The 3,673-nt window shown below is 60.2% G+C and carries 3 protein-coding genes; all 3 read left to right on the plus strand.

Features of this window, described 5'->3' with window-relative positions; all coding sequences use genetic code 11:
- Positions 1 to 151: 151 nt before the first annotated feature.
- The 3 genes from EP26_RS30055 (at position 152) to EP26_RS30065 (ending at position 3,576) form a co-directional block, all read left to right on the plus strand.
- Entirely contained in the window at positions 152 to 361 is a 210-nt protein-coding gene (locus EP26_RS30055; RefSeq protein ID WP_043344990.1) for a hypothetical protein, read from the plus strand.
- Between the two features lie 647 nt (positions 362 to 1,008).
- The gene (locus EP26_RS30060) at positions 1,009 to 1,689 is read left to right on the plus strand and encodes a ParA family protein (protein ID WP_043344991.1); all 681 of its coding nucleotides are present in this window, start codon (positions 1,009 to 1,011) and stop codon (positions 1,687 to 1,689) included.
- 870 nt (positions 1,690 to 2,559) lie between these two features.
- On the plus strand, positions 2,560 to 3,576 hold the full coding sequence (locus EP26_RS30065) for a replication protein RepA (RefSeq protein WP_157033950.1): 1,017 nt from the start codon (positions 2,560 to 2,562) through the stop codon (positions 3,574 to 3,576).
- The last annotated feature ends 97 nt before the right edge of the window (positions 3,577 to 3,673 follow it).

Genomic DNA, 3,673 nt, shown 5'->3' on the forward strand with positions numbered 1-3,673 from the left:
CCGGCAGTGGTCAGCCTCCAGCTCGGTGCTTGACCTGGAAGCCCCGATTAGAGAACGGGGTCTTAGGGCTGTCTCGCCTCCCATACCCAGCATGTAACTGAAAGTGACAACCACCAGCCGGGTTACGCGTATCCATTACTGGAGGTGGCCCATGACCAATCCCGACGACCGCGAGGGTGGATTTTACTGGATCAGAATCGGCGATCAGGAGCCCGAGGTTGCTCAGTGGCAGACCGAGTGGAACCAGTGGCTGGTAACAGGGCGCGAACTGCCGCTGTCAGATCTCCTATCCGAAGAGGTTGTGGTGCTGAGTGAGGTGCTGCTGCCACCGGCAACCTCCATCACCCTTTCGGCAGCATAGCTACAGCCATCTCATCGGTCGGTTGCGGCAAGTTTGCCTTCACATGCGATAATCCCCGCTTACCGCAAGTTAGAAGCTGCTGCCTTAGTGTGCTGGATCAGGGGTTTACCAGCGGACGACCAACTCGGACACGATGGGCCGGTGGCTGCACGCGGAACCGCGCAGGCGCTCTATCCGCCGGTAGAGGCGCATGCTGGATGGCAAGCCCTGCCGGGCAGCGCACATGCAGGTTCCAGCCAAGAGCGATACCAGAGAGGATCAATCGGCTTCGGTCTGCCGTAGTTGGCCGCCATGGAGACAGCCATATCAAGCGCGAGAAGGATTTGTGAACGCCTGCCTTTGAGGAAGCAGATGACTAAGGATCCGAGGCGAATCAAGTGCTCCAGGTTTTCCGTTCTAGCCAAGCTACGACTTGATCGATCTATAGCCGCAGAGGTCGCTCGCTATTAATAGCTCGGATCATTTCGGCAAAGCCATCTGAAGCATTTATTCCGCGCCGAATCCTAAGCACAAGGCGGCTCTCCAACCGCTGAAACCAGAAGCATAAACTAGGGGGCTATACCCTGTAGTATGTACTATGGGCCTTCCTCCTAAGCCCTCTCTATGCTCCTACTTGGCGCTAGGGGCGTAGAGGGGGCTAAGTGGCTATGGGCTCTATTCTGACACTGGCATCCGCTAAAGGCGGAGCGGGCAAGACCACCACCACTATCGTCGTCGCGGCCAATCTGGTGGCTAAGGGCTACCGGGTCTGCGTGGTGGATAGCGACCGCAACCAGTCGTTCGTCTCGTGGCACGACAATGCCTATGAAGGGGCTCCAATCACCACCGTTTCAGAAGTCGATCATATCAGGGTCGTGGACATCGCAGGAGAGCAGGCGGAAAGCCATGACATCGTTCTGGTGGACACGGCAGGCTTCGAGAACCTGACCGCCGCCTCTGCTATCGGCATGGCCGATTTTGTTCTGATCCCCTGCATGCCCGACCGAGGCAGCGTGCGCGAGACCCTGCGCACGGCGCAGCAGGTAGCTAGTCTCTCTAAGGCGGCTAGACGGGCTATACCCTATAGCGTGCTACTCACTCGCTGGAAGGCCAAGGGACTGGCGGAGCGGGCGGCGCTCGACAGCCTGACCGATGCCAGCCTGCCTATTATCGGCCAATCGCTCTCTGACCTGTCGGAATACGCCAAGCTCAGCTTCAGTGGTGCAGTGCCGGTCACTGGCAAAGTAGGCGAACAGGCGTCTAGCATCATTGCTGAATTAGCCAGCAAGGGTGCTATACCAACTAAGGGGACTATGTCCCATAGCGAGGATAATGGAGTAGCGGCCTAATGTCGTCGTTCAAGCCAAAGCGCGTCTCGGGCGCAGACCTGGCGGCGCAGCTGTCACCAGCCACGGCCAGCCTTCCCGCATCGGTGCCGATGGCTCCCCCGCCAGTGGCTCCTGCTCCGGTGGCAGCACGGCCCCCCAAGAAAGTGCAGATTAACTTTCAGGCGTCGGAAGCCTTCGCGGAGCTGGTGGCAATCGAAGCGGAGAAGGTCGGTAGCACCCGGCGCTTCTTCGCTCGGCTTTTGCGGCAGGCGGGCTATGAGGTACCGGAAGCGGATGTGAACCCGCCTGATACACGGCGCAGGCGCTCTAGCGGGCTAATGGAATAGGGGGATAGCCTCCTAGAATATACTAGGTATCTATTACCTTTGGGCGGACGAGAGGTTCCAGAGGCGGCAGGTTGCGGAATCCCTGCCACCTTCCCGAAAAAAAGCGGTGCCGCTGTCTGTTATCATAGTGATAGCCGACAGCGCTTGTCTTTTGGTGTGTCCCCGACTGCCTGATGGCACGCTGAATCGCCTGCAGTTCGGACGGGCTGTTGCACCACTGAGGACAATGGGAGATCGCTAAGAAGCGTCCACAGTACGGTGAGCTAACTGCAGGTGCGTGGTGCACTGTTGGTTCACCTATAGAAGATTTTATAAGACTCTTATAGGTATGTGCAGGCGATTCAGCGTGGATAACGTGCTTCGACGCAGGCGATTCAGCGTAGTCGGTCCTTGGGACGCAGGCGATTCAGCGTAGGCACGCAGGCGATTCAGCGAGGACAAGTGTCTCGTCGTGGCCGAATGCAGGCGATTCAGCGTGAGTAAGTCTTGCTCCTGGCCGGGAAGGGGCGTGACGCAGGCGATTCAGCGTAGGCGGTCGGGCAAGATGCGCCATGATGCCGCCATGGATTCGTCGCGTACGCAGCTTGAGCTTCTCGGCCTCGATGAGGCGCTCCGTCGTGCCGACGCTGCGGGTGCAACCGCGAGCGAGCGGAAGCGCCTGCGGGAACGTATTGAAGTTACGCATGGCATCCTCACCGCCTTGCCGACGCCGGACGAGATGGCGTTCCTGCATAGCGGGCTCTGCCAGACTTTCCTTCCGCATAGCCGCCCTGCCAGCGACGATGCGATCTGGCGCCGCAGGGCAGGGCGCTTCACGCTGCTGGTTAGCCCCGGCGCGATGGACGACGGGCAACGAGCGACGCGTGTCGGCGTGCCCTATGGCACGAAGGCCCGCCTAATCCTGATCTATCTGCAATCCGAGGGCGTGAAGGGGCGGGAGGTATCCTTGGGCGCCTCGATGAGCGCATGGATTCGGTCGTTGGGCCTCTCGGTCACCGGTGGTCCGCGGGGATCTATCGCTGCAGTGCGTGAGCAGGCACTCAGGATCGCGCGATGCAGTTTCACTCTCCAGTGGGATGCTACCGATGCGGCTGGTAACGTCCAGACCCTAGTGCGCGATACACAGATCGTCGAAGGTCTCGAACTCTGGACGGCACCGGGCGTCGCGGGCCGCTGGCCAGAGACAGTGGAACTGAGTGCGAAGTTCTACGAGCACCTCAAAGAGCATGCGGTGCCATTAGACAAGCGGGCAATTGCTCACCTCGCGGGCAACAGCCTCGGGCTCGATCTCTACTCGTTGTTTGCATACAGGCTGCCACGGCTGAAGGACGGCCTGCATCTGAGCTGGCTACAAATCCGCGACCAGCTCGGCAGCGGCGAGGCGCACGCGCGATCGCTGGCGCAGCGCATCCGCGACGTGCTGCCCGAAATCGCGGCCGTCTATCCAGAAGCAAAGATTGAGGCGACTCGTCACGGCTTGATGTTGCGCCCGTCCCCGCCGGCTGTGCCTCGAACAACGGTGCAGGTGCGGGGCCTTGGATTGGTAGCTGGACGACGCTGACGGGCTAGTGCACTGACCCAGACGGAGGATTCACAGCGGGCCGCTGCGGTGGAATTCTCCGGCTATGGCCCAGACCGTCAGTGTCATCGTTGGATCG

The sequence above is a fragment of the Belnapia moabensis DSM 16746 genome (assembly GCF_000745835.1).
Classification (GTDB): domain Bacteria; phylum Pseudomonadota; class Alphaproteobacteria; order Acetobacterales; family Acetobacteraceae; genus Belnapia; species Belnapia moabensis.

What these genes read in the sequence shown, in the direction of transcription:
- EP26_RS30055 (WP_043344990.1), top strand. Translation starts at nt 152, where the DNA reads ATGACCAATCCCGACGACCGCGAGGGTGGATTTTACTGGATCAGAATC.
- EP26_RS30065 (WP_157033950.1), top strand. Translation starts at nt 2,560, where the DNA reads ATGCGCCATGATGCCGCCATGGATTCGTCGCGTACGCAGCTTGAGCTT.
- EP26_RS30060 (WP_043344991.1), top strand. Translation starts at nt 1,009, where the DNA reads ATGGGCTCTATTCTGACACTGGCATCCGCTAAAGGCGGAGCGGGCAAG.